We start from the raw sequence: 24445 nt of genomic DNA on the forward strand, positions 1-24445 counted from the left end.
GCTGATGCCTGCGTAACAGGGTTGTCGATTATCTCGGCAGCCCTGTTTTTGTTGCTCTGCTAAGTGGTTATTGCGCAAATCGCTGTATATCGTGAGATATAGCGAAGGTAGAGTAGGCCGCGTCGACAGCGCCGCCGTTACCCCGCAGCCGCACATTCAGGAGTTCTCCATGCACGCTCGTATCGCGGCGCTGTTCGCCGCCTTGGTATTTAGCAGCCACGCCCTGGCTGAGCAGGTGCAGGTCGCGGTGGCGGCCAACTTCACCGCGCCGCTGCAGGCGATTGCCGCCGAGTTCGAGAAAGACAGCGGGCACAGCGTGGTTGCCTCCTTCGGCGCCACCGGCCAGCTGTATGCGCAGATTCAGCACGGCGCGCCGTTCGAGGTGTTGCTCAGTGCCGATGAAAGCACCCCGGCCAGGCTCGACAGCGAAGACCTGGGCGTCAGCGGCTCACGCTTTACCTATGCAGTTGGTAGCCTGGTGCTGTGGTCGGCCAAGCCGGATTATCTGGATGGCAGCGACGCGGCGCTCAAGGCCAATCAGTACAAACATCTGGCGATTGCCAACCCGAAAGCCGCGCCCTACGGCCTGGCAGCCACTGAAGTGCTGGACAAGCTCGGCCTGAGTGCGGCGGTCAAGGACAAGCTGGTCGAAGGGCAGAACATCACCCAGGCGTATCAGTTTATCGCCACCGGTAACGCCGAGCTGGGCTTTGTCGCGCTGTCGCAGGTGTATCAGGACGGTCAGCTCAGCAGCGGGTCGGCCTGGATCGTGCCGGCCGAGCTGCACACGCCGATCAAGCAGGATGCGCTGATCCTCAGGAAGGGCGAACAAAATCCCACCGCTGCGGCTTTTATGGATTACCTGAAGGGCGAAAAAGCGGCCGCAATCATCCAGTCTTACGGCTACACGCTTTAGAGGTTCACTGCGATGCCACTGACTAAAGCCGATCTCGCCGCGGTCCTGCTGACCCTGGAGCTGGCATCGCTGACCACCCTGTTGTTGCTGCTGATCGGTACGCCGATTGCCTGGTGGCTGGCGCGCACGGGCTCACGCTGGAAGCAGCCGATTGGCGCGATTGTCGCCCTGCCGCTGGTGCTGCCGCCGACGGTGATCGGCTTCTACCTGCTGGTGAGCATGGGGCCGCACGGTTTTATCGGCCAATTGACCCAGAGCCTCGGCCTCGGCACCCTGACGTTTACCTTTACCGGGCTGCTGATCGGCTCGGTGTTCTATTCCCTGCCCTTTGTTGTGCAGCCGCTGCAGAACGCCTTCGAGGCGATTGGTCGGGGGCCGCTGGAGGCGGCGGCGACGCTGCGTGCCGGACCCTGGGATGCGTTCTTCACGGTGGTGCTGCCACTGGCCAAGCCGGGCTTTACCACGGCCGCGATTCTCGGTTTCGCGCATACCGTGGGCGAGTTCGGCGTGGTGCTGATGATTGGCGGCAATATCCCCGGCAAGACCCAGGTAGCGTCCGTGCAGATCTACAACCATGTGGAAACCATGCAGTACGCCCAGGCCCACTGGCTGGCGGGCGGCATGGTGCTGTTCTCCTTTATCGTGCTGCTGGCGCTCTACTCTGGACGAAGCAGCGGGCGCAGCAGTACGCGGGTGTGGCAATGATCTGGCCATTGTCGCGGCGCAATCCGGCGATTCGCACAGTCGCCGGGGCAGGTGAAATCCACGCACGTTTCAAAGTGATGCACGCCGGTTTCACTCTAGATGTTGAGCTGAAGCTGCCGGGTCGCGGCGTCAGCGCCCTGTTCGGTCATTCCGGCTCGGGTAAGACCAGCTGCCTGCGCTGCTTTGCCGGGCTGGATCGGCCCAGCGCAGGCTACCTGCAGATTAATGGCGAGCTGTGGCAGGACAGTGCCCAGGGGATTTTCGTCCCGGCCCATCAACGCGCCGTGGGGTACGTGTTTCAGGATGCCAACCTGTTTGCCCACCTCACGGTGCGGCGCAATTTACAGTACGGCTTGAAGCGCATCCCCGCAGCGCAGCGGCGGATTGCCCTGGAGCAGGCGGTGGAACTGCTCGGTATTGAGCATCTGCTGGAGCGCCTGCCGGACAAGCTGTCCGGCGGCGAGCAGCAGCGCGTAGGCATTGCCCGCGCCCTGCTGACCAGCCCGCGCCTGCTGCTGCTGGATGAGCCGCTGGCGTCCCTCGATCTCAAGCGCAAACAGGAGGTGCTGCCCTATCTGGAGCGCCTGCATCAGGAGCTGGAGGTTCCGATTGTCTACGTCAGCCACTCGCCGGATGAAGTGGCGCGTCTGGCTGATCATCTGGTGTTGCTCGAGGACGGTAAGGTCAGCGCCAGCGGCCCGTTGAAGGAAACCCTGCTGCGCGCTGACCTGCCGTTTGTCTTCGAGGACGATGCCGAAGCGGTGGTCGACGGCGTAGTTACAGCGCATGACCAGGCTTACGGGCTGCTCTACCTGCAGTTGCCGGATAGCCAGATCAACCTGCGCTTGCCGCACGGGCCGCTGCCGCTGGGCCAGTCGGTGCGGATCAAGGTCAAGGCCCGCGATGTCAGCCTGAGCCTGCAGCAGGCCGAGGACAGCAGCGTGCTCAACCTGTTGCCCGCGCGGGTGCTGGACTGGATCAATGTCGCCGAGCAAGCCCATGTGCTGGTCCGCGTGCAGGTGGGTGGCGAGCAACTGATCGCCCGCATCACCCGTTACTCCTTCGACCGTCTGCAGATCCAGCGCGAGCAATTGCTGTGGGCGCAGGTCAAGTCGGTGTCGTTACTGAGCACTCACTGATGCCTGGGCAAACGCGCCGGGAACGACTTGCGAGCGCTTTAGGCCGATCCACTCCAGCTCGATAAACACCAGCACCACGACTGCTTGGAAGATCACGAAGGCGTAGCCAAACAGGCTCGGCGTGACCCAGCCGCTAAGCAGCAACAGCAGGCTGTGTACCACCCACAGTGCGTTCATACCGATCACCGTGTAGACCGCCGCCCGCGACAGGCTTTCGCGGCGTGATAGCCAGAGCAGAAATACCGCCAACGGCAGCAGCACCAGGGCGGCGCCGAGCAGCAACTCACGCGGCAGGACCAGTAGGCCGCTAAGCCAGTCGGCCAGCAGCAGGAGTTGCGCAGCAGTGGCAATACCGACCAGCCCATCGGCGAGCAGGGTGCGGCGCAGTAACAGCGAAGGTTGCAAGGTGGTCATGGCGAAGTCTCCACAAAGGACCGCCGAAATGGCGGGTTGGCCCTTAGATTTCGCCGATCCGCGTGCCGCGTCGATTACCTCACAGGTAATGGCTGCAATGACCTTACTGGTCTATCGTCGATGGCCATGAACAGCCAAATCCAGCCCGTCGGGGCCCTGCTGCGCCAGTGGCGTCAGCATCGTCGTTTGAGTCAGCTCGACCTCGCCTGCGAGGCCGATATCTCCACCCGCCACCTGAGTTTCGTCGAAACCGGGCGCGCCCAACCCAGCCGCGAGATGCTGCTGTTGCTCGCCGAGCAACTGGATATTCCGCTGCGCGAACGCAATCGCCTGCTTAGCGCCGCCGGCTTTGCACCGTTGTTTACTCAGCGCGAGTTCTCAGAGCCGGCCATGGCGGCTGCACGCAGCGCCATCGAATTACTGCTCAAGGCCCATGAGCCCTACCCGGCGCTGACCATCGACCGGCACTGGAACCTGCTGGCGGCCAACAGTGCTCTGGCGCCCTTTCTAGAGGGCATTGCGCCGGAGCTATTAAAAGCGCCGATCAATGTCATGCGCCTGAGTCTGCATCCCGGCGGGCTGGCCCCGCGTATCGTCAATCTGGGGCCGTGGCGCGCCTACCTGCTGGCGCGTTTGCAGCGCGATATCCAGGCCAGCGGTGATGCGCAGTTGCAGTTGCTGTGGGATGAGCTGAATGCCTATCCGGGGCCAGCGGCACCCGCGCAGTTCGACAGCAATACGGTGCTGATGCCGCTGCAGTTTGCCACTGAGCAGGGTGTGGTCAGCCTGATCGGCACCACCACGGTATTCGGCACCGCCAACGACATCACCCTGGCGGAACTGGCGCTGGAAACCTTCTTTCCGGCCGATGCCTTCAGCGCGCAGTACCTGCGTGAGCTGGCAGAGCAGGCGCATCTTTCCGACGAAATCACTCTTTAGGCTGCTTCTCTCCCATATTCAGTGCAGTACCCTGTGGCGCGCGATTGTATAAGCTGACTTGGTTCAGCACTGCTCACAAAAATAATAAGGAGCACCCCTTGTATGCGTTCTACAACGCTGTCTCGCTCGCTATTGCTCGCGGTTGTCGGACTGTTGGCAGGCCTCTCGCCGTTGACGTTTGCCCAGGCCGTTACCCCCCAGGAACAGGTTCAAGTGCAGGCCAGCCGGGTTACCAGCAGCCTGATGCTGTTACGTGGCGAGGGTTTCCAAAAGAAACATCAGGACGCCTTGGAAGCTGATCTGCAGGCCCTGGCCGCTTCGGTGCAGAGCCTGCCGCAAAGCAGCGATGCGCTGCGCAGCGCTCATCAGGAACTGGTGGTGCAGATTCGTCGTGGCGTGGCCTTCGGCCCGAGCGAAGATGACATGCCCTGGCGTTACCCGGAAGAACTCAGCAAGGCCCTACTCGGCGTGCTCGAAGAAACCCGCAAGCTGGCTGGCCCGGATGACAGCGAGCTGTCCGCCAAGCTTGAATACCTCTCGGTGCAGTACCTAAGCCGTGCCTACTTCGGCAATTTTGAAACTGCCCGCGAACAGCCGGACACCTACCTCGGTCAGGACGAACGCAAGATCGTACCGTCGGTGGATGCGCAACTGGCCGCGCTGGACGGCAAGAGCGACCCGCAGGTGGGCAAGCTGAAAACCCGTTGGGATTATCTCAAAGCCGCGCTGGTCGACCTCAATAGCCAGAGCAGCGCCTTGCAGAGCGCCTCGGGCCGGCCATTTGCGCCGATCACCGTGTATCGCCATACGCGGTCGCTGACCACGCAGTGGATGGCGATGTATTGAGGTCTGTCATGGATCTGCTGCGCGTCGGCGATACTGCGTTAAAAATGGCCTCGGGCTGCTCATTTACAGTCGTAAACTCCGCGCCCTCGGCCATTTTGACCAGCCGAAGGCTGTTACTAACGTAGCGCCTTGTCTCGCTCTAGCTCGCGAGATCCGGATCGGTTCTAACAGGCCGCCGATGGCGGCCTAGTAGTTTCAGGCAGTCGCTTTTTTCTCGCGAATACAGGTCGGGCCGGCGCGCTCGACGATGGCGTGTTCAACTTCTTTGCGCAGGCCCAGCAGGAAAGCCGCTTCGGCGGCGACGAACAGCGGGCCGATGACCAGCCCCATGACGTCATCGACAAACGCCGGTTTGCGTCCTTCGTAGTAATGGCCGACAAACTGGATGACCCAGCCGATCACGAACAGGCCGATGCCGCTGCTTAGCCACAGCGCCGTCGACTGCACCGCCAGGCCCGCCGCCGCCCACAGGCTGAGTACCAGCAGCAGCGCCATCAGCAGGCCGAAACGCAGGTCCAGACGCAGGTAGAACACCCCCGCCGCCACGGCCACCAGCAGCGCGGGGGACAGCCACAGGCCGAGCAGCTCGAAGCCGGGACGTGAAAGCAATACGGCTACCGCCACAACGATCAGTGGAATACCGATAAAGTGGCTGAGAATATTGCGTTGATCGCGGTGATACGCCGCGTATTGAGCCAGATGATCAACCAGGGTTTTCATTATTGCTTTCCTCACGCAGAACAGGTGCTCAGCATGAACCCGCTTCCGCACACCGCTCTGTCAGCTAGCCGACAAATAAGCCGCCGCTACGGGAGCCAGCGATGAACATCGCCGACAGCTATCAGGCGCGCCTGTGCCAGGGGCACTGGTTTAGTGCCCTGCCCGCCGCCTTGCAGGAGGCGCTGCTGGCCGCTGCCCAGGTGCAGCAGCTGGCGGCTGGGCAGGTGCTTTTTCGCCGGGGCGACAAACCCTGTGGCCTGTATGCGGTGGTCGAGGGCGGCATGCGCATCGGCGCGGTCAGCGCCACCGGCAAGGAAGCGCTGCTGACCCTGGTCGAGCCGCCCTACTGGTTTGGCGAGATTTCCCTGTTTGACGGTCAGCCGCGCACCCACGATGCGTTTGCCGAAGGCGCGACTACTTTGCTGCTGGTACCGCAGGCGCGGCTGCTGGCGCTGCTCAAACAACAGCCGCAGTACTGGCGCGACTTCGCCCTGCTGATGAGCCAGAAACTGCGTCTGGCGTTTATCGCCCTGGAAGAGATGAGCCTGCTGCCCGCCGCCCCGCGTCTGGCCCGGCGCCTGCTGCTGATCGCGGAAAACTACGGCGAAGGCGAGCCGCGTCGGGTGCTGCACCTGCCTCAGGAGCAATTGGCGCTGATGCTGGCGATCTCCCGACAGACCACCAACCAGATCCTCAAGGAGCTGGAAAGCCAGGGTATCTTGCACCTGACCTATGGTGAGATCGAACTTCTCGATCTGCCGCGCTTGCGCCTGGCGGCGCAGTGAGCCAAACCCGCCTGGCAGGCGGCGAAGGCTGAACCTCTGGCGCAAAACAGTGCTCTATTGTCGACTGCATGCCGCCAGAGTCCGATGTGCTGATGCCGATAACCGCTGTGACACCCACTGCCGCCCAAGCCGACCTGCCCCTGGTACTGGCCGGTCCGTTGCTGCGCCGCATGGAGTCGCAACGTCTGGTGCTGTGGCTGGTTGGCAGCCGGTCGCTGGCGCTTACCTTACAGCTGAGCCATGGTGACGCATCAGCGCCACAGCGCTTGTCGCTGACCGGAGACAGCTGTCAGGTCATCCAGATCGGTGAGCAGGCATTTATCCACCTGATCGACCTGCAGTTGGCTACCCCGCTGCCTTGCGATGTGCAGATCGACTATGACCTGCTGATTGAACAATCGGGCCAAGCCGCACAAGGCATCGCCGACTGGGCACCACACCTGCTGTACAACGGCGGCACCCAGGTCAACTTCGTTCTGCGCGCGCAGCTCGACCATATCCTCCACGGTTCCTGCCGCAAGCCGCATCATCCGGCGGCCGATGGCCTGCTCTGCGCCGACCACCTGCTGGCCGAAGCGCACCCGCCAGAACAGCGCCCGGCGTTGTTGCTGATGAGCGGCGATCAGGTCTACGCCGACGATGTCAGTGGGCCGATGCTGCGTGCGATCCATCAGGTTATCGAACGCCTGGGGCTGTTCGGTGAGCAGCTGGAAGGTGCGGTGGTCGATGACAGCGAGGCGTTGTACCGGCATCCGGCTAGCTACTATCAGCGTGCGCAATTGCTGCCGGAGTTGAAGAGCAACGAAACCCTGCGTGAGCGCTTTTTTGGTGGGGTGGAGAAACCAATATTTACCACCAGCAGCGCTGATAACCACCTGGTGACCTGCGCCGAAGTGCTGGCTATGTATTTGCTGGTCTGGTCACCGGTGCCGTGGACCTTGCTCGATAGCGAGATGCCGCCGCTGACTAGCGATGAGGTGTCGCGCTATCAGGCTGAGCGTGAGCATATCGAAGCCTTTCGCGGTGGCCTGGGCCAAGTCGCGCGCGCCCTCGCCCACATGCCGACGCTGATGATCTTCGATGATCACGACATCACCGATGACTGGAACCTCTCTGCCCAGTGGGAAGAGACGGCCTATGGTCACCCGTTCTCCAAACGCATCATCGGCAACGCGTTGATCGCCTATTTGCTTTGCCAGGGCTGGGGTAATAACCCGGATGTGTTCGCCGAGCCGCTGCAAGCTATTCAGGTCATGAGCGCCGGACGAAATGCGCGTAACCAGCTGGGCTGCGCCGCCCAGGATGACCTGATTGACCAGTTACTAAGCTTTCGCCAATGGCAATTCACCCTGCCGACCAGCCCGACATTAGTGGTGCTGGACACCCGCACGCGGCGCTGGCGCAGCGAGCGCAGTCTCAAGCGCCCCTCAGGACTGCTGGATTGGGAGGCATTGTGCGAGCTTCAGCAAGCGCTGCTGGATCAGTCGTCGGCGATCATCGTTTCGGCCGCGCCGATGTTTGGCGTGAAGCTGATCGAGGCGGTGCAAAAAATCTTCAGCTGGGCCGGCCATCCGCTGATGGTCGACGCTGAGAACTGGATGGCCCACCGCGGCGCGGCGCGAGTGATGATGAATATTTTCCGCCACTCACGCACGCCGGGTAACTACGTGATTCTGTCTGGCGATGTGCATTATTCGTTCGTCTACGAAGTACTGATTCGTCAGCGCAAGCGTGGGCCGCAACTCTGGCAGATCACCAGCAGCGGCCTGAAAAACGAATTCCCGCCGCGCCTGCTCGACTGGTTCGACCGCCTCAACCGCTGGCTCTACGCGCCCTGGTCACCGCTTAACTGGCTGACTAAACGCCGGCGTATGCAGGTCACGCCACGTATCCCCTCGCGCAGCAAGGCTGGCGAACGCCTGTGGAATGGCGCCGGACTCGGTCAGGTGTTCTTCAACAAGCAAGGCCAGCCGAGCGCGATCTATCAGCTGAATGCCGATGGCTCGCCGGCGGTGGCCTTTGTCGATGATCGGGATAAGGCGCCTGCCACCGCCGGCGAACCATCAGCCGTGCCGGCGACAGCTAAAGGAGATGTCTGAGTTGGCGGTTGTCGACATGCTTGGCTCTTGGAGGAGTGGTTTGCTCACGAATCGAGATCAATCGGAAAAACATCGCGGGCATGGCCCGCTCCTACGACCGATGTAAACCTGTAGGAGCGGCTGAGCGGCATTCCGCCATGCCCGCGAGCTTTGCAGGGGCTGCTGTTAACGCAGCTTTTCCAGCATCTGGTAGTACCACATGCCGGCCGCCAGCATCGGGTTGCCAAATACATCGCCCAGCGGCACCTTGATGTGCTTGCAGGCGGCGAAGGTGTCGTAATGGCCCAGGGTGCCGGTTAGGGCGTTGGCCATGATCTCGCCCATGATGTGGGTAGTGGCGATGCCGTGGCCGGAGTAGCCCTGGCAGTACCAGACGTTGTCCGAGAGCTTGCCCAACTGCGGGATGCGGTTGATCACGATGCCCATGGCGCAGCTCCACTGGAAATCAATGTCGATGCCCTTGAGCTGCGGGAAGGTCTGCTCGATACCGGGGCGCAACTCGGCGGCGATATTCCGCGAATCACGCCCGGAGTAGTTGCAACCGCCGCCGAACAGCAGGCGGCCGTCGGCGGTCAGGCGGTAGTAATCGAGGACGAAGCGGCAGTCGTACACGGCCAGGTCCTGCGGGTTGATTTCCTTCGCTAGCTCGCCCAGTTGCGCGGTGGTGACGATGCCGCCCATGGCCGGGAAGATCATGCCCTTGAGCTTTTTCGGCTCCAGCTTGTGGTACACGTCGCCGGCCAGCAGCACCTGCTTGGCGTTGATTCGGCCTTGGGCGGTGACCACCGCCGGTTTGTCGCCATGGACGATCTCCAGCACTTCGGAGTGTTCGAAAATCAGCGCGCCCAGGCTGGCGGCGGCCTTGGCCTCACCGATGCACAGATTCAATGGATGCAGGTGCATATTGCGGGTGTTCTTCAGCGCACCGTTGTACAGGTCGCTGGCCAAGTGGCTGCGCACGCCGGCGCGGTCAAGCAGGGTGACATCGTCGGCCATGCCGCGGCGCACAGCTTCAGCGTAGGTGGCTTCCAGTTCGTGCATATGCACTGGCTTCATCGCCGCGTGCAGGTGGCCGTGCTTGAGGTCGCACTGGATGGCGTACTTCTCCACCCGCTGCTTGATGATCTCGTGGCCGCGCCAGCGCAGGTGCCAGATAAAGTCTTCCACCTCCTCGCCCAAGGTGTTGCGCATCTGCTTGGTCATCGCCGCATCGCCCGACAGGCTGCCGGTGACCTGGCCGCCGTTGCGCCCGGTAGCGCCCCAGCCAATTTTGTTGGCTTCGACAATCGCTACCTTGAGGCCACGCTCGGCCAGCTCCACGGCAGACGCCACGCCGGTAAAGCCGCCGCCGATGATCACCACATCAACACTGACCTCGCCGTGCAGTGTCGGGTAGTCGGTTTCCTCATTGAGGGTGGCGCTGTAGTAGGACGGGCAGCGCTCGGCCGCGGGCGTTACGGGTTTGATGGCGGCATTCATAAGCAGCTTCCTGGTAGATGACGGGAATGGGCAGAGCGGTCAGGGCTGAGCGGTCCAGTCATCCGGCGGGCGCGCGTGACGGCAATGCCACAATGCCCAGAACGCCAGGGTTGGTGGCAGCGTGACCTGATCACGCGGCGCGGCTGCGTGCAAAGGGGTGGGGAAAAACACAAGAGAAGAGTGCATGGCACAAGGTTCACACAGGGCCATGCGTTGGTTAAATGCTGTTTTTTACACGCTTGGTTGCTGCCGGGCTAAACATTAGGCGCCCATTACCTACCGCGCAATTGCGCCATCACCCGCTCAGCGTTTTCGGCGCAAGGCATGCCCTCGGGTTTGCTTTCGATGCTGGCGATGATTCCGAGCAGCTGCGCCTTGTTCTGCGCTAGGCGCTCCTGCATGGCCTCGATCTCGACGACCTTGCGTTGCAGGCTGCCAAGCATCTGCTCATGGGCCCAGTCCTGTGAGTTGGCGTCAGGTAGCAGGTGGCGAATTTCCTCCAGGCTGAAACCGGCCTGCTGCGCGCAACTGATAATGCCCAGGGTTTGTACCGCCTGTTCCGGGTAGCTGCGATAACCGTTGGCCTGGCGCTGGGCGCTGATCAGCCCGCTGGCTTCATAGAAGCGGATACGCGAGGCGGCCAGGCCGCTGCGCGTGGCCAGTTCACCAATTTTCATCATCTGCACTCCGGGCTATTGACCTTAAAGTTGACTTTAACCTTAGCCTTGCTCCACCTGCTACCCCGGAGTACGCCATGACTGCCTTCCAACCGCTGCAACTGCCCAACGGCACCACCGTGTTCAATCGCATCGCCAAGGCGGCGATGGAAGAGAACCTCGCCGACCCGACCCAGGGCCCGTCCGCCGAATTGCTGCGGCTGTATCAGGCCTGGGCCGAGGGCGGTGCCGGGTTGCTGCTCACCGGCAATGTGATGGTCGACCGCCGTGCCATGACCGGCCCCGGCGGCGTGGTGCTGGAAGATGAACGCCAGCTGGATAAATTCCGCGAGTGGGCACGTATCGGCCGCGCTCGGGGCGCGCAGATGTGGATGCAGATCAACCACCCCGGCCGGCAGATGCAGGCCAACCTCGGCCAGCAGACCGTCGCCCCATCGGCCGTGGGCCTGGAGCTGGGCGGCCTGTCGAAGATGTTCCCGCTGCCCAAGGCGCTGGATGAGTCAGAAATTCAGGACCTCATTCAGCGCTTTGCACGCACCGCCCAACTGTCCGAAAAGGCCGGCTTTACCGGGGTGCAGATCCACGCTGCGCACGGCTATCTGCTAAGCCAGTTTCTTTCGCCGCTGAGCAACAAGCGCACGGACAGTTGGGGTGGCTCGCTGGAGAACCGCGCGCGGCTGTTGCTGGAAGTGGTCAAGGCGGTGCGCGCTGTTGTTGCGCCGAGCTTCTGCGTGGCAGTGAAACTCAATTCGGCGGATTTCCAGCGCGGTGGTTTCGACGCGGCCGACGCCAAACGTGTGGTGCAGCTGCTCAATGAGCTGGCTGTGGATATGGTCGAGCTGTCCGGCGGCAGCTATGAAGCGCCGGCGATGCAGGGCGATGCCCGCGACGGGCGCACTCTGGCGCGTGAAGCGTATTTCCTGGAATTTGCCGGCGAGATTGCCGCCGTTGCGCGCATGCCGGTGATGGTCACGGGCGGTATTCGCCGCTTGCCGGTGGTCGAGCAGGTATTAGCCAGCGGCGTGGCCATGGCCGGCATCGCCACGGCTTTGGCGATCAACCCGGCATTGCCCACGCAGTGGCAGACGGGTCAGGTTGAGGCGCGTGCCGAGCTGCCGGCCATACGTTGGAAGAACAAGGCGTTTGCCTCACTGGCCTATATGGCTGCGGTGAAATATCAACTTCGCCAGCTCAGCCGGGGCAAGCGCACCAATGCACAGGTTTCACCGTTGCGCGCTCTACTGCTAGAGCAACTAAAAGCAGTACGACGCACCCGGGTTTATAAACGCTTGATGGCAGACGCTGGCTAGTTGGCCTGGCGCTCGGTTTACCTGGCCGGGCAGTCGCACCTGAGCAGCTGCCCGGCGCGCCGCCGCGGCCGCGGCCGCGTTTATTGGCCCTTGAGCAACCGCAGCAGCGCTTCGGCGGTGGCGTCCGAGGACGCCGGGTTTTGCCCGGTGATCAGCCGCCCGTCGACCACCACATGGCTTTGCCAATCATTCACGCTCGAGTAGTGCCCGCCTTTGGCAATGAGCATGTCTTGCACCAGAAATGGCACCACTTCAGTCAGTTGTACGGCCGCTTCCTCGCTGTTGCTGAAGCCGGTGACTTTCTTCCCGCTGACCAGCGGCTGTCCGCTTGCCGTTTTAACGTGACGGAGCACACCGGGCGCGTGACAGACCGCCGCTACGGGCTTGTTGTGCGCATGGAAGTGTTCGATCAGGGCGATGGAGTTGCGATCTTCGGCCAAGTCCCACAACGGGCCATGGCCGCCCGGGTAGAACACGGCGTCAAAGTCATCGGCCTTTACCCCGTTTAGCGGCACGGTGTTCGCCAGTGCTTGCTGCGCGGCAGGGTCGGCCTTGAAGCGTTCGGTGGCCGGCGTTTGCGCATCGGCCGCATCACTTTTTGGGTCCAGCGGTGGCTGACCGCCCTTGGGCGAGGCGAGGGTCAGATGCACGCCGGCATCCTTGAATACGTAGTAGGGCGAGGCGAACTCTTCCAGCCAAAATCCGGTTTTATGGCCGGTGTCACCCAGTTGGTCGTGAGAGGTCAATACCAACAGAATCTTCATCGCGTGCTCCTTGAGGGCCTGAGGCCCGTAAATGGCGTACAGCGTAAGAACGCCCGCACGGCTGGATAATTCCATCGGATATCGTTTGCGCTGCTGTGCACGCTCTCGGCAAATGCCGTTCCGCCGCTAAGGCGTTGAAAGCGGGAGCGGACGGCTAGGGCTCCGGCTTGTAGCCCAGGCGCAGGCCACCCCAATGCCTGCCCTGAACCATGATCGGCACTGACAGGTCGTGCATCAGCTCGCCGGTATCGCGCATATAGGTCTGCAGCAGCAGGGGTTTCTGATGGCTGCCGCAGCGGATGCCGGTACGGTCGTTGAACAGGCGCTTGCTGCGGCTCTTCAGGGTATCCACGGCGCGGTCGCCAGTGGCGGCATGGTTGAACGCATTGTTGTGCGTCGGCACATAGCCTTCGGCAGTACAGGCGATGGCGAACACCAGGCCTTCATGCTGGCTGAGCAGCGGCTCCTGAATGGCCGGCAGCATCTGGTCGGCATAGCTGTCGAAACGCGTCTTGTACTTGGCCGGGAAGCTGCCGGCAATCGGCTGGTAGTGACGGTCGAACAGGTCGCTGACGCTGATGCGGCCGCTTTGCAGGTCGGCTTCAAACTGCGTGGCAATCTGCGCTGCGCCTTGCCGTGCCAGGTCATAGATGCGCTGGTGGTAGTCATCCAGGCCGACTTCGGCGAGCTGTTCGCTGACGCTTTCCGCCTGCCCGACTAAACGCTCGGCAGCGCTGCTGAGCTGGCGCGTCTGCCCTTCACTGTCGCTGACATCGCCGCGCAACTGGCCGACGGCGACCGAGAGTTCGGCCAGGCGTTCGTGGTTCTGCCGGGTGCCCGTGTCGATCTGGCTAACCTGGCTTTCCACGTCCACCGCCAGTTCGGCAATCCCCTGTAACTGCTCGCCGGTGTGCTCGACCTGCTGCGCGGCCAGGGTCAGCTGCTCGGCCTGCTGCTGCATATGGCTGACCACCGCCGTGCTCTGCTGGCGGATATCGCTGACGATCTGCCCGACTTCCTCGGTGGCGCTGCTGGTGCGGCCGGCGAGGTTGCGCACCTCATCGGCAACCACCGCGAAACCGCGGCCGAGTTCACCAGCGCGGGCCGCTTCGATGGCGGCATTCAGCGCCAGCAGGTTGGTCTGGCTGGCGATTGACTGGATCACCTGGGTGACTTTTTCGATCTGCTCGGTGCGAGCGCTGAGGCCGTCGATCAGTTCGCGGCTGGTGGCGGTCTGTGCGCTCAGGTGCTGCATGGTTTCGATGGCCTGACGCAGTTCCTGCTGCCCGCTGCTGCTGTTCTGTCGCACGCTTTGCGCTGCCAGCAGGGTCTGTTCGGCGCGCTGGGCATTGTCCTGTTCGGTATGGGTGATGGCTTCGGCGGCCTGGTTGATCTGCTCGGTGGCGCTGAGCTGCGATTGCAGTTTGCCGGCCAGCTGCTGCGCGGCGTGCGCCACTTCGGCGGCGGCCAGGGCGTTGTGACAGGTTTGCCGCGAGAGGTTCTGACTCAGGTTGCTGAACTGGTCGTGCTGCACATTGGCTGGCACCGGTTGGACTTCATGCTGGCGCTGCCAGGGGCCGAGCCACGGCCACAGGGCCAGCAGCAAGAAGGACGGGATGCTGATAAACCAAGGCAGCTGGACCTGCTGGTACGTCACCATCAACCCGGCCAGCCCGATGGCATGCAGCAGGCAGGCCTTGGGATAGGTAATAAACGCAGAGCGCATGACAAACCTCATTATTTTTATTCTGGTCGAAGCACTACCAGAAACTGCCTGTGGCGCGCCGCTGTGGAGCGGGCGAGCCATGCCTGCTGGAACCTGTGTGCGTGCAGCTGGATATGCCTGGTTAGGCAATCGGCCGCTGTCGGCGATTCTATAGACCATAGCGGGTGACACTCCCTGCGGCCAACCTTTGCTGAGAGGTTGATTCGAGCACCCATGGCCGTTGAGGGCCATGGCACTTTGGTCGCAGGTGGCTCAGTGCTTAAAGACGATGGCGCTGAATAAAACCCCTGTCGAGAAAATCCTTCCAGCGTCCATAAACGCGCCCACCGGCACTGTGGCCATGCCAGTCCAGCAGCGCGCCGCCGTCGCCGGTGGCCAGCAGGGCCAGGCTCTGCCGTTGCGGCCGGTAGCGCTTGAGCGCCAGACCACGCAGCGCGGCGTTGAGGTTGGCCGCCAGCACCGGGCCCTGGCGCACCGCGTAGACCCCGCTCTTGCGCGCGCCGGGCAGGCTGGCGCAGTCGCCCACGGCGAAAATCGTCGGGTGGGTGTAGCTCTGCAGCGTTGGCGCAATCAGTACAAAGCCCTGCTCATCGCAGCCCAGGCCGCTGTGCGCCGGCCAGGCAAAGGCCTTGGCACCGCTGGCCAGCAATAGTCGCTGACCGCGCCAGACCGGCTCGTCGCCACTGAATAGACAATCGTCTTCGATACGGTTGATCGGGCAATCCTCGCGCACCCATACGCCGCGCTGACGCAGGTGGCCGAGGGCGCGTAGGCGCACCCCGGCAGACAACCCATCGAGCAAATGCCCGGCGCAGAACAGCGCCAGCTGCGGCACTTTTCCGGCCAAGGCCAGCGCCAGCTCGACCCCCGCCGCGCCGCCGCCGAGAATCGCCAGGGGCTGCGGCTCGGCTTGCCAGCGTTGCCATCCTTCAAGAAATTCCGCGAAGGGTTTGACCGCCAGCAGCTGCATCGCATCGCCCTGTTGCGCTGGTGCGGCAACCTGAGCGCCGACATTCAGCGACAGCCAGCTGGCGTTGAGGATTTGCCCGTCGGCCAGTTGCACCTGCTGCTGGGCAGCGGACAGGCTTTCCACCGGGCTGATGATCAGCTCGACCTTGGCCGCGCGGCACAGCGCCTGCAGCTCGACCTGACAATCCTCCGGCCGATGCCGCCCCGCCAGCAGCCCCGGCAGCATGCCGGAATACCAGGCCACCGGCCCGGCGCTGAGCAACGCGATACGCCCCGGCGGCCGTTCGACCAACGCCCAGCGCCGCAGCACGCCGAGATGGGCGTGGCCGGCACCGATCAATAGCAGGTCATAGTGCTTCATAGTTATTTCAGCCCATCGCGGTAATGGCTGGGCGCCTGCCCAGTCCAGCGTTTGAAGGCGCGGCTGAAGCTGCTGGTGTCGGCGAAACCGAGCAGGTAGGCGATCTCGCTGATCGAGCAGCGTGTGTCGCGCATATGTTGCAGGGCCAGGCTGTGGCGGGTGTCGGCGAGCAGGCTTTCATAATTGCCGCCCTCATCGGCCAGATGACGTTGCAGGCTGCGCAGGCTCAGGTGCAGGGTCTGCGCGATGCGCTCGGCGGACGGCTCGCCATCCGGCAACTGGGCCTCCAGGCAGGCGCGCACCTTGTGCGTCCAGGTGGCGTGTTGCAGCTGTTCGAGGGTGCGTTTGAGCACTGTTTCATTGTGCTCGGCCAATTCTGGGTTGCCGTCGTCCAGGCGCTGTTCAAACGCAGCGCGGGGAAAGCGCAGCAGGTTTTCTGGCGCAGCAAATGTCAGCGGCGCGCGGAACACCGCATGCCAGGGTTGCGCATCCGCAGGCTCGGCGCGCTGCAGCTGCACCGCCAGCGGGGCGAAGTCGCGACCCAGGCGATTGCGGCAGCTGCGCACATAGATCGCGGCAAAGGCATCTAGCGCCTCGGGGGCCGGCGGCGGGCTGCCGGGCGGTACGCGAAAACAGAATTCGTAGCTGTCACCGGCCTCGCGCAGCTCCAGCTCCAGGGCATCGCTGACCACCCGGTGGTAACGCACGATGCGCTCGAACATCTCGCGCAGGCTGCTGCTGGCACCCAGGGCGTAGCCTAGGGCGTGAAAGGTGGTCGGGCTGACAAACTGCGAGGTCTTAAGTCCCAGTGCCGGGTCGCCGCTGGCTTCAACCGCCAGTTGCCACAAGCGGGTGGTGATGGATAACGGGCAGCGTGCGTTGGGGTCATCGAGCAGGCTCGGCTGCAGCCCGGCGGCCTGGCACAACACGGCACTGTCGAGGCCCAGCGCATCAAGCTGCTTGCGCAGGGCACGGGTCCAGCTGGCCAGGGTTGTAGGTTCGGCACTCATGCAGATTGGCGGATCCGGTCAACAGGTTGGCGTTCAGGGTCAGGCGCGGCCCCAGGCTTCGCGGCACAGTGGCCACCTCATCAACAAGAGGATGTAGGCATGCCCCACTCCCCTGCAAGCACTGCAGCATTAAATGATGCGCAACGCGCTGCGCTGATCCGCCAAGAGGTGCTGGCCCACGGTGTTGAACTGCGCCAGCGTTTCCCCATTCTCAAGCATCAGGACGCCCTCGGTGTCGGCATCCTCGCCTTCGCCCTGGTCGGGATGATCGGCTCGGCGGCGCTGTATATCGGCGGTTATCTGGCCTGGTGGGCCTGCCTGCTACTGAATGCATTTTTCGCCTCGCTGACCCATGAGCTGGAGCATGACCTGATCCACTCGATGTATTTCCGCAAGCGCCGGGTGCCGCACAACCTGATGCTGGCGCTGGTCTGGCTGGCGCGGCCGAGCACGATCAACCCCTGGGTGCGCCGCCACCTGCACCTCAACCACCACAAGGTCTCCGGCAGCGAGCAGGACATGGAAGAGCGCGCCATCACCAACGGCGAGCCCTGGGGCTTTGCCCGCCTGCTGATGGTCGGCGACAACATGATGAGTTCGTTTATTCGCTGGCTACGGGCGAGCAACCCCAAGCACCGCCGGTTGATCCTGACCCGCACACTCAAGGTCTATGCACCGCTGGGCCTGCTCAACTGGGGCACCTGGTATGTGTTTCTCGGCTTCCATCTGATCGACTTTGCGGCCAGCGCGCTGGGTGCGCCGGTAGCCTGGTCGGCGACCACCTTGCAGGTCATGGCAGTGGTGAATATCGCCGTGGTGGTGCTGGTTGGGCCCAACGTGCTGCGCACCTTCTGCCTGCACTTTGTCAGCTCGAACATGCACTACTACGGCGATGTCGAGGCGGGCAACGTGATCCAGCAGACCCAGGTGCTCAACCCCTGGTGGCTGTGGCCGCTACAGGCGTTCTGCTGCAACTTCGGCAGCAGCCACGCGATCCATCATTTTGTGGTCAAGGAGCCCTTCTATATCCGTCAGCTCAGCGTGCCGTTCGCCCATAAAGTGATGCGTGAGCATGGTGTGCGCTTTAACGACTTCGGCACCTTTGCCCGTGCCAATCGCTGGACGCGGAATGAGCAGGTTGAGCCCGCCAAGCAGGCTCAGGTCGCCTGATACGGGTGGTATCTCTGTAGGAGCGGCGGGGGTGCCTAACCCATGCCCGCGAAGCTTTTGTGTCGTAGGAATTCGCGGGCATGGCACTCGGCGTCCCCCGCTCCTACGTTGTCAGGGTCTTGGCAGTTGCAAGTGCGGTGCGGCGAAATAGCTTTCTGCCGATTCCCCGGTGTTATCGCTGTCAGCGGAAAATACCACGCCGAGGATTTTGCGTGGCGCGCTGCCAAAGGCGGCGGTGGCGTCGGCACGTAGATCGCGCGACTCCGTGAGCCATTGCCCCAGCGGCGCTTCCGGGCCACGCAGCACGTGCATTTCCACCGTTTCGGTATAGGCGCTGCGGGCATGGCTGCCCGGCGGTTTGCGGTTGTCCCAGACGTAACTCAGGGTCGCCGCTGGCAGGTCGGGATCGAAGAAGGTGCGCGCCAGGCGCAGCTTCTGCCGGGTGACAAAGCTCAGTGAATCCAGCGGGTAATCCAGCAGCACATAAACCCGCGCGGCGTAGTCGTCGCCTTCACGGGTGGCAAAGCGTGCCTGCTGTAATGGCTGCTCAGTGCGCCACTGCCAGCTCAGTTGCCAAGGCTGATCGCCAGGTAAGTCCAGCGGATGCAGCAGGCCGCCAGCGGCGGCATCGGCCTTGATGCGCAATACGTGCTTGCCGTCCTGCTCGACCAGCGTGCGCTCAGATGGCTTGAGCTTGGGAATATCTGCCAGGCGCCAGGGCGTCGACCATTCGCCGCTGGGCCGGCCGGCCGTCCAGGGCGTCAGTTGGTTCTCGGCCTGGGCCAGCGGCGACAGCATCAGCAGGGCCAGCAGTAACCCGCGCATCAGCTGCGGCGCCAGGTGTGGAAGCGCTCGACTAACCGCAGCAGCCTTTGCGGCGCATGCGCGCGCTTCCACTCGCCAGCCGCGTATTTGTTGGCCTCGGCCATGGTCGGGTAGGTATGAATGGTGCCGAGAATTTTGTTCAGGCCCAGGCCATGTTTCATCGCCAGTACATATTCGGCGAGCAGTTCACCGGCGTGCTCGCCGACGATGGTCACGCCGAGAATCTGATCCTTGCCCGGCACGGTGAGCACTTTGACAAAGCCGTGAGCAGCTTCATCGGCAATCGCTCGGTCCAGGTCATCGATGCCATAACGGGTCACTTCGTAGGCGATATTCTGCGCCTTGGCCTCGCCTTCACTCAGGCCGACGCGGGCGACCTCGGGATCGGTAAAGGTGCAGGCGGGGATTACCCGGTAATCCACCTTGAAACGTTTGAAACCGCCGAACAGGGCATTCACCGCCGCATACCAGGCCTGATGCGCGGCGACATGGGTGAACTGATACGGCCCGGTGACATCGCCCACGGCATAGATATTGGGAAATCGCGTGGCCAGGTATTCGTCGGTTTCCAGGGTACCGTTGGGTCGCACAGTCAGGCCCAGTTCCTCAGCGCCATAGCCTGTGACATTGGCCACGCGGCCGAGGGCCAGTAATAGGCCGTCGAAGGCGATGGTCACCTCCTCGCCGGTATCCAGGCGCCGGGCGACCATACGCTGTTCGCCATCCACCACTTCAAAGCGTTCGGCGCGGTGTTGCAAGCGCACATCCACGCCGTCTGCGCGCAGGCTATTGAGCACCAACTCGCTGGCATCGGCATCCTCACGCGGCAGCAGGCGCTCGGCCAGTTCTACCTGAATCACCTGACTGCCAAGGCGCTGAAAGGCCTGAGCTAGCTCGCAGCCAATCGGCCCGCCGCCCAGCACCAGCAGCCAACGCGGCTGCTCGCGCAGATTCCAGATGCTGTCCGAGGTGTAGCTCTGCACCTGCTCCAGGCCGGGAATCTTCGGCACCAGTGGTCGTGCACCGGCGGCGATCACCAGGTTGCGACTCGTCAGGGTCTGGCCGTTTACCTCCACGCTCCAGGGCGACAGGATTTTCGCTTCGCCAGTGAGCACTTCAACGCCCAGGCCGGTGTAGCGTTCGACCGAGTCATGGGGTTCGATATCGGCAATCACCCGCTGGATGCGCTGCATCACTGCAGGGAAATCCACCGTGCCCTGCACGCCGCTAAAGCCCAGCGCCTGGCCCTTTTTCAGTTCGTTGGCCAGTTTGGCCGAACGCAGCAGCGCCTTGGACGGCACGCAGCCGGTGTTCAGGCAGTCGCCGCCCATCTGGTGCTTCTCGATCAGGCTGACCTTGGCCTTCACCGCCGCGGCGATATAGGCGCTGACCAGGCCACCGGCACCTGCGCCGATCACCAGCAGGTTACGGTCGAAGGTTTTGGGTTTGTGCCAGCCGGCATACACCCGCCGTGCCTGGATCAGGCCGAGCAGTTTGCGTGCAATCAGCGGGAATACCCCGAGCAACACAAAGGCGCCAAGCAGCCCCGGTGAGAGGATGCCGGCCAGGGAATCCAGCTGGCCCAGTTCACGCCCGGCATTCACATACACCAGGGTGCCGGGCAGCATGCCAAGCTGGCTGACCCACCAATAGGTGCGCGCCGGCAGGCGAGTCAGACCCATGGCCAGGTTGATCAGAAAGAACGGGAAGATCGGCACCAGGCGCAGGGCGAACAGGTAAAACGCGCCTTCGCGTTCAATACCCGCATCAATACCGGCGAGGCGCTGGCCGAAGCGGCTCTGCACCCAATCACGCAGCAGAAAGCGGCTGCTGAGCATGGCCAGGGTCGCGCCGAGGGTGGAAGCAAAGGACACCAGGACAAAGCCTTCGAGCAAACCGAATAGCGCGCCGGCCAGCAGGGTCATCAGCGCCGCGCCGGGCAGCGACAGTGCGGTAACAGCGACATAGGCGAGAAAGAACAGCCCCGCCGCCAGCCAGGGCTGATCGGCGACCTGGGCGTTAAGTGCGACTTGCTGCGCTTTCAGCGCCTCAAGGTTGAGGTACTGGCCGATGTCGAAAACAAAGAAGCTGCCCAGCAGCGCGAGGATCAGGCCCATCAGGGCGAGTTTGCGGCTATTCATCAGTCAGCGCCTCCAGGGCGCACAGGCTTTGGCACAGGCTGAATCCAGCCAGCAGGGCAGTTTCGGGGCGGTCGCTCAGTTGGCCGAGCACCCGTGAACGGTAGGACAACGCCGCCGGGCTGTGGGCAGGCCACTGGCGGTCGAAGTCGGTGAGAAAAGCATGGTGGTCGTAGTTCAGCGGCAGTGCTTCGATAAACAGGCCATCGCACTGGCAGCGATACAGCGCCGCTGGATGTGGCGTTGTCGCGATGCGGCTAAGCAGGCCGTAGCGGCCGCCGGCAAAGTTCGGTAGCCCGGCGGCGCCGTTATTGATCAACGCGCCGTGCTCAAGGTTCAACGCCACCGCTGAGCAGGTATGGCTGGTGGCGAGAACTTGCACATTGTTCGCGGCGAACCAGTTATCCAGCTGCTGCTGGCGCTCCGGCTCGCTGAGCGATTCCCGCGAGCAGCTCCAGCCGGCCAGGGATTGCTCGTCGCCATGGCTGATCGCCACGCGCTGGCCGGCCACGCTAACCAGCGCGGTACTCGGACGTGCGGCCAGGCGCTCGGCCATACCGGGTAAGCCCTGCACGGTTTGGTTGAGCGTTTGTTGAATAGCGTTGGAGCGTTCCACCACACCGTCGTCCACGCTCAACGGGTAAGCGCAGCCGCAGCCGGCGCCACTGTCGTCGGCGCGGCCCAGCTCGGTCTCAACATTGCCGCGCAAGACCAGGTGCGCGCTCAGACCTTCTTCGATGTGCTGGAAGATTTCGCTGTCGCGGTCAAACCAATGCGCATCGCCGTTGAAGATCACCCGGGCATTGGGTTCGTTAACCAGTCGCCGTTGCAGGGCAGCCAGGGCCTGGCGATTGCCATAGAGGCCGCCGACCACATAGAGAGTGTCGCAGTCGAACAGCGGCTCACCGCTAAAGGCATCCCGCGCCAGACGGTAGTCCAGCGGGCAGTCGCGGCCGGCGCGCATCAGGCTTTGCCTGCTTTGCGATGCAGCAACCAGCCGGGCAGCAGATAACCGAGCACGCAGAGCCCCAGGCCGTAGAGGTTAGTGCCGAGCAGCAACGCGTATTTGCCGTCGCCGATGGCCCAGCTCTGGGGAATCCAGTTCAGGGTCAGGGCGACGCCGAGGCCCAGGCCGGTCCAGAAGCTCAGATGAAAGCCCAGGCGGGTTGGTGTGGTTAGGCCGTGCAGGACGAACACCGGCGCCAGGCCGATCACCATGGTGCCGCTGATGGTGGTGGCCTTGAGGATATCGGTGCCGGCTATCATCGGCAGGTTGCCGAGCAGGGCGAATACCACCATCACCGCCATGCCGACGCCGATGGCCTTCTGCCCCAAGTCGCGGCCTGCCAGTTTCGGCAACTCACGACCGGCCAGCTTGGCCAGGCTGGAGAAGGTCGAGTCCAGGGTTGAGCCAGCAGCGGAGACCATCACCACGGTCATCACCAGCAGCGCGCCGATGCCCATGGTTTTGGCCAGGTCCGCCGGCACATTGCTTGAGGCCGCCAGCCCGCCGAGCTGAGCGTGTACGCCAATCAGGCTAAAGGCGAGGATGGCGATAAAGCCGAGCACCCCGGCAATCACGAATGAGCGACGCATGGTTTTTTCTTCGCTGATAAAGCCGCGATCGGTCAGTACCGGGTCGTGGAAGCCATAGCTAAAGGCTTGCAGGCCTGCGACCAGTAGCAGGTCGACCCCGGCATTCAGCGCCCAGTGGCTGGTGCTGGCCAGCTCGCTGGGCGAATGCTGCGGCAGCACCAGGCCGAGCACCCAGACCAGGGCGATAACGAAAATCGCGGCTTGCGCGGCGTCGGTCAGGATCGAACTACGTAGTCCGCCGCGCAGGCTGTAGGCCAGGGTTACGGCAGTAAATAGTAAGGCTGAGGCAATAAATTCGAAGCTGCCGGAGTCGCCGTAATAGCCGCCGACCACTGCGGTGTTGCTCCACACCTCGTTGAACAGGCGAATCAAAATCGCCGCCGAGAAGGCCAGCGCTGCGCCACGGCCGTAATGGCTGCTCAAGAAGCTCACCAGGCCAGTGGCGGCAAAGCGTCGGCGTAGGCGGTAGATGACAAAGCCGGTGAGCGGAATCGACAGCCAGTACATGGCATACGCCAGGCCGCCGACCAGGCCGTAAGTCGCCCCAAGATTGGCGGCGTTGGTCACCGATTTGGCGAAGATCCAACTAATAAAGATGCTTGAGGTGATCAGCCAGGGGCTGGCGCTGCGGCCCTGGTTGTCCTCGCCATTGAAGAAGCCCCCGAGGGTCACGGCGCGTGGCGCCAGGGCCAGCATCAGCGCGCCGTAGATCAGCAGAAAACCCCAGAAGAACAGCCCGGTGAGACTGGTTGGTTGCATGGATCGATCCTTAGGAAGTTAACGAGCCGCCGCAGCTTGATCCCTGTCCGGCGGTGCAGGCGTAACAGTGGTCGCGGGTGACGATAGCGTTGCCGGCAAGCGATGCGCTAAGCAGATCACGCAGATGCGCCCGCTCGCGGCCGATCAGTTGGCCTTGCAGCTCCAGCGGCAAATCGAGCATCTGGTTGAAGTCGCAGTCGTACAGGTAGCCCTGCCAGTCGACGCTGACCAGCGAGCGACACATCAGCGGCTCGAGGTTTTCCGGGCGATAGCTGTCGCGCAACAGCTGCATATAGCTGTTGAACTGGCCCTTGCTGACCAGGGTGCTGCCAAAGCGCGCAATCGGCTGATTGGTGATGGTCAGCAAGTGGTTGAAGACGATGCCGAAGTCTTCAGCCAGGTGCTGTTTGTAATCAGCTTCGAGGCTCTGCTGGGGTGGCGGCAGGCTCGGCCCTTGCGGGTTGTACACCAGGTTGAGAATCAGACCGCTGCCGGGTTGGCCGTAGCCCAGGGCATTGAGCTGTTGCAGGCCCTTGATACTGGCATCGAACACGCCATCGCCGCGCTGCTTGTCGACGTTGTCACGCGAATAGCAGGGCAGCGAGGCGCTGACTTCCACGCCTAGGTCGGCGAGAAACTGCGCCAAGTCTTCATAGCCCGGCTCGCTCAAGATGGTCAGGTTGCAGCGATCAATCACCCGCAGGCCTTCGCGCCGCGCATGCATAACGATCTCGCGAAAACGCGGGTGCATCTCTGGCGCGCCGCCAGTGAGGTCGAGGGTATGCACCGGGTGGGCGTCGATCACTTGATGCAGCAGGGCCAGGCTCTCGTCGGTCATGGCCTCGGTGCGCGTCGGTCCGGCATTCACATGGCAATGCAGGCAACGCTGGTTGCAGCGGTAGGTCAGGTTGATCTGCAGCGCTTCCAGTTGGCCGCGGCGGATTGCCGGAAAGGCCAGTTGGTCGAGCAGGGGCAGCATGGCGTGCACGGTTGGCTCCTTGTTGCTTGGCGACGTGGCAACGCTTTGCGTGTTGCCGGCCGTTCTGTAGGCACTATAGAGACTGCCTGAGCGCTTTTGTTACGGATTGGTCTCGGAGA

22 protein-coding genes are annotated in these 24445 nt (G+C 63.0%); 9 read left to right on the forward strand and 13 right to left on the reverse strand.

Going from position 1 to position 24445, the window contains the following annotated elements:
• The first annotated feature begins 169 nt into the window (after positions 1 to 169).
• From modA to modC, 3 genes are read left to right on the forward strand one after another with little or no spacing between them, the layout of a single operon-like run.
• Complete coding sequence (gene modA, locus AACX99_RS02945) at positions 170 to 916, forward strand: molybdate ABC transporter substrate-binding protein (protein WP_339409363.1); 747 nt, start codon at positions 170 to 172, stop codon at positions 914 to 916.
• Between the two features lie 12 nt (positions 917 to 928).
• The gene (modB, locus tag AACX99_RS02950) at positions 929 to 1621 is read left to right on the forward strand and encodes a molybdate ABC transporter permease subunit (protein ID WP_339409364.1); all 693 of its coding nucleotides are present in this window, start codon (positions 929 to 931) and stop codon (positions 1619 to 1621) included.
• Complete coding sequence (gene modC / locus AACX99_RS02955; RefSeq protein ID WP_339409365.1) at positions 1618 to 2760, forward strand: molybdenum ABC transporter ATP-binding protein; 1143 nt, start codon at positions 1618 to 1620, stop codon at positions 2758 to 2760. Before modB ends, modC begins: the two co-directional genes overlap by 4 nt.
• On the opposite strand, the gene AACX99_RS02960 is transcribed toward modC, so the two are convergent.
• Positions 2743 to 3174 (reverse strand): hypothetical protein, encoded by a 432-nt coding sequence (locus tag AACX99_RS02960; protein WP_339409367.1) that lies wholly within the window; start codon positions 3172 to 3174, stop codon positions 2743 to 2745. The two genes, modC and AACX99_RS02960, sit on opposite strands and share 18 nt — an antisense overlap.
• Before the next feature lie 126 nt (positions 3175 to 3300).
• Here AACX99_RS02960 and AACX99_RS02965 point away from each other — a divergent pair, with 126 nt between their 5' ends.
• Entirely contained in the window at positions 3301 to 4113 is an 813-nt protein-coding gene (locus AACX99_RS02965) for a helix-turn-helix domain-containing protein (RefSeq protein WP_339409368.1), read from the forward strand.
• 102 nt (positions 4114 to 4215) lie between these two features.
• Positions 4216 to 4959, forward strand: a complete 744-nt coding sequence (locus tag AACX99_RS02970) for a hypothetical protein (RefSeq protein WP_339409369.1) — start codon at positions 4216 to 4218, stop codon at positions 4957 to 4959.
• Positions 4960 to 5154: 195 nt separating this feature from the next.
• Here AACX99_RS02970 and AACX99_RS02975 read toward each other — a convergent pair whose 3' ends face one another.
• Positions 5155 to 5679 (reverse strand): Mpo1 family 2-hydroxy fatty acid dioxygenase, encoded by a 525-nt coding sequence (locus tag AACX99_RS02975; RefSeq protein WP_339409370.1) that lies wholly within the window; start codon positions 5677 to 5679, stop codon positions 5155 to 5157.
• Between the two features lie 101 nt (positions 5680 to 5780).
• On the opposite strand from AACX99_RS02975, the gene AACX99_RS02980 reads away from it, so the two are divergent.
• Both AACX99_RS02980 and AACX99_RS02985 read left to right on the forward strand, forming a co-directional pair.
• Entirely contained in the window at positions 5781 to 6464 is a 684-nt protein-coding gene (locus AACX99_RS02980) for a Crp/Fnr family transcriptional regulator (RefSeq protein WP_339409371.1), read from the forward strand.
• A gap of 68 nt (positions 6465 to 6532) precedes the next feature.
• Positions 6533 to 8563, forward strand: coding sequence for an alkaline phosphatase family protein (locus AACX99_RS02985; protein ID WP_445261825.1), 2031 nt, complete (start codon positions 6533 to 6535; stop codon positions 8561 to 8563).
• Between the two features lie 165 nt (positions 8564 to 8728).
• On the opposite strand, the gene AACX99_RS02990 is transcribed toward AACX99_RS02985, so the two are convergent.
• Both AACX99_RS02990 and AACX99_RS02995 read right to left on the reverse strand, forming a co-directional pair.
• Positions 8729 to 10042: an NAD(P)/FAD-dependent oxidoreductase gene (locus tag AACX99_RS02990; RefSeq protein WP_339409372.1), complete on the reverse strand. Its 1314-nt coding sequence runs from the start codon at positions 10040 to 10042 to the stop codon at positions 8729 to 8731.
• Between the two features lie 272 nt (positions 10043 to 10314).
• Complete coding sequence (locus AACX99_RS02995) at positions 10315 to 10719, reverse strand: MerR family transcriptional regulator (protein WP_339409373.1); 405 nt, start codon at positions 10717 to 10719, stop codon at positions 10315 to 10317.
• 77 nt (positions 10720 to 10796) lie between these two features.
• Here AACX99_RS02995 and AACX99_RS03000 point away from each other — a divergent pair, with 77 nt between their 5' ends.
• Positions 10797 to 12029: an NADH:flavin oxidoreductase/NADH oxidase family protein gene (locus AACX99_RS03000; RefSeq protein WP_339409374.1), complete on the forward strand. Its 1233-nt coding sequence runs from the start codon at positions 10797 to 10799 to the stop codon at positions 12027 to 12029.
• An 80-nt stretch (positions 12030 to 12109) separates the two neighbouring features.
• Here the strand turns inward: AACX99_RS03000 and AACX99_RS03005 are convergent, their stop codons facing one another.
• The 4 genes from AACX99_RS03005 to AACX99_RS03020 form a co-directional block, all read right to left on the reverse strand.
• Complete coding sequence (locus AACX99_RS03005; protein WP_339409376.1) at positions 12110 to 12793, reverse strand: type 1 glutamine amidotransferase domain-containing protein; 684 nt, start codon at positions 12791 to 12793, stop codon at positions 12110 to 12112.
• Positions 12794 to 12947: 154 nt separating this feature from the next.
• Positions 12948 to 14750, reverse strand: a complete 1803-nt coding sequence (locus tag AACX99_RS03010) for a methyl-accepting chemotaxis protein (protein WP_445261826.1) — start codon at positions 14748 to 14750, stop codon at positions 12948 to 12950.
• A 28-nt stretch (positions 14751 to 14778) separates the two neighbouring features.
• Positions 14779 to 15849, reverse strand: a complete 1071-nt coding sequence (locus AACX99_RS03015) for an FAD-dependent oxidoreductase (RefSeq protein WP_339409378.1) — start codon at positions 15847 to 15849, stop codon at positions 14779 to 14781.
• Positions 15850 to 15851: 2 nt separating this feature from the next.
• Positions 15852 to 16859, reverse strand: a complete 1008-nt coding sequence (locus tag AACX99_RS03020) for an AraC family transcriptional regulator (protein WP_339409380.1) — start codon at positions 16857 to 16859, stop codon at positions 15852 to 15854.
• A gap of 99 nt (positions 16860 to 16958) precedes the next feature.
• On the opposite strand from AACX99_RS03020, the gene AACX99_RS03025 reads away from it, so the two are divergent.
• The gene (locus AACX99_RS03025; protein ID WP_339409381.1) at positions 16959 to 18029 is read left to right on the forward strand and encodes a fatty acid desaturase; all 1071 of its coding nucleotides are present in this window, start codon (positions 16959 to 16961) and stop codon (positions 18027 to 18029) included.
• A 111-nt stretch (positions 18030 to 18140) separates the two neighbouring features.
• On the opposite strand, the gene AACX99_RS03030 is transcribed toward AACX99_RS03025, so the two are convergent.
• The 5 genes from AACX99_RS03030 to arsS are packed head-to-tail and all read right to left on the reverse strand — an operon-like array spanning position 18141 to position 24326.
• Entirely contained in the window at positions 18141 to 18854 is a 714-nt protein-coding gene (locus AACX99_RS03030; RefSeq protein WP_339409383.1) for a DUF3047 domain-containing protein, read from the reverse strand.
• Positions 18854 to 20995 carry an FAD-dependent oxidoreductase gene (locus AACX99_RS03035; protein ID WP_339409385.1) on the reverse strand — a complete coding sequence of 714 codons (2142 nt, stop codon included), beginning with the start codon at positions 20993 to 20995 and terminating at the stop codon, positions 18854 to 18856. Before AACX99_RS03035 ends, AACX99_RS03030 begins: the two co-directional genes overlap by 1 nt.
• Positions 20988 to 21956, reverse strand: a complete 969-nt coding sequence (locus tag AACX99_RS03040; protein WP_339409387.1) for a hypothetical protein — start codon at positions 21954 to 21956, stop codon at positions 20988 to 20990. The genes AACX99_RS03035 and AACX99_RS03040 overlap by 8 nt, the downstream gene beginning before the upstream one ends.
• A complete protein-coding gene (locus tag AACX99_RS03045) occupies positions 21956 to 23347 on the reverse strand; it encodes a sodium:solute symporter family transporter (RefSeq protein ID WP_339409389.1) in 1392 nt (463 codons plus the stop codon). Before AACX99_RS03045 ends, AACX99_RS03040 begins: the two co-directional genes overlap by 1 nt.
• Positions 23348 to 23357: 10 nt before the next feature.
• Positions 23358 to 24326, reverse strand: a complete 969-nt coding sequence (gene arsS / locus AACX99_RS03050) for an arsenosugar biosynthesis radical SAM (seleno)protein ArsS (protein WP_339409661.1) — start codon at positions 24324 to 24326, stop codon at positions 23358 to 23360.
• Between the last annotated feature and the right edge of the window lie 119 nt (positions 24327 to 24445).

The sequence above is a fragment of the Pseudomonas sp. EA_35y_Pfl2_R5 genome (assembly GCF_963970805.1).
Lineage (GTDB): Bacteria > Pseudomonadota > Gammaproteobacteria > Pseudomonadales > Pseudomonadaceae > Aquipseudomonas.